This is a genomic window from Okeania sp. SIO3I5 (assembly GCF_010672085.1).
Taxonomy (GTDB): domain Bacteria; phylum Cyanobacteriota; class Cyanobacteriia; order Cyanobacteriales; family Microcoleaceae; genus Trichodesmium.
This window is the reverse complement of the sequence record NZ_JAAHHT010000540.1, coordinates 1-1,176: the sequence shown is the minus strand read 5'-3', so window position 1 is coordinate 1,176 and position 1,176 is coordinate 1. Positions and strand designations below refer to the sequence as shown.

At 34.2% G+C, this 1,176-nt stretch carries 2 protein-coding genes and 1 pseudogene; 1 reads left to right on the top strand and 2 read right to left on the bottom strand.

Features of this window, described 5'->3' with window-relative positions:
• Positions 1-182: hypothetical protein (locus F6K40_RS41710; protein WP_483143798.1), on the top strand; the 182-nt coding region annotated here is incomplete at its 5' end.
• Here the strand turns inward: F6K40_RS41710 and F6K40_RS41705 are convergent.
• Positions 175-339 carry an element excision factor XisI family protein gene (locus F6K40_RS41705; protein ID WP_483143799.1) on the bottom strand — a complete coding sequence of 55 codons (165 nt, stop codon included), beginning with the start codon at positions 337-339 and terminating at the stop codon, positions 175-177. The two genes, F6K40_RS41710 and F6K40_RS41705, sit on opposite strands and share 8 nt — an antisense overlap.
• Positions 340-584: 245 nt before the next feature.
• Positions 585-1,067 (bottom strand): annotated as a pseudogene (locus F6K40_RS40375) (XisH family protein).
• Positions 1,068-1,176: the final 109 nt, after the last annotated feature.

The following is a 1,176-nucleotide window of genomic DNA, read 5'->3' as shown; positions in this document are numbered from 1 at the left end:
TTGAAAGAAAATTATCTTACCACAGTTTAGAAATTCTACTGTTGGGTTTCCTACGTCAACCCAACCTACAAACTTCTTCCTTTTTCACGACACAGCAAAACCCGAATATTGCCGCTTGTAAGGTGCAAGAAAAGCCAGAACAATATCTGATTTTGGCACCCCTAAATCTAATAATTAATTAGCAATACCAATTTCTGTACCATCATGTTGTATCCAGATTTTTTCATCTTTAATATCTATTTGCAACACACAACCCCGTACTCGTCTATTGCCATGCCAACCTACATTTAAAAGTTGATAATGGTCTCTTTCTTCGTCAAAAAAAACTTGTACTTCTATCTCTCCATAATATCATGTCCGGATAATCAGTGATAAAAAAAACTTTCTTCTTTTTATACTTTCTTCTCCTCTCTTCCCTCCTGACTCCTGTCTCCAGTATCGAGTCTCCTCCCTCATTTATTTATAACTATTCAACCGGACATGATATAAGATGGTTTGTATTGACTATATTCAGTAATAATATTTTTGACATAACTCCTATATTTGATTAATTTTTCCATTCTAAAATTACCTCATTTTTAGGATTATACACAATCAATTTTATCTGATTCTCTGCAACTGCTACTTGAGTAAATACAAGGGTAAAAAAAAGCTTCATAAGTATCTTCAGAAACAGCTAAATATAGAACTCTTTCCGGTTCAATTCTTCTTAATACCTTTGGGTAGTTAATAAATTGCCCCAAAGCATTACAGCGGTTTTCATTTAAGTAGACTACAGTAGGGGCGAATGGCATTCGCCCTTACAGGGTTTTGGTTATGACAGTGTGGTTCATCAATCTGAAAAGTGCTGTATGAAATTCTGAAACTAGAGATTGTCAAATAAAACTTTTGATTTCAACGGCAATTTTTCTGCCATCTTTTTCAGCACCAACAATTCTTTCAGCACCTAAATCAACATACAAATCAACTCCACCAAATTCTAAGTAAAGAGGGTCATCAGTAATAACCCAATTTTCTTTGATTAAGGCATTTTTTACAGCATCATGGAAAATATCTTTAGCAGCCATAACTTACTACAACTTTAACACTTGATATTGTACACCTGTTTCAAAAATTCTTACCCCTCCACCTTCAGCAACAGTTTGTCTTAAAGCTTCAGCATTACTAACAGTAACA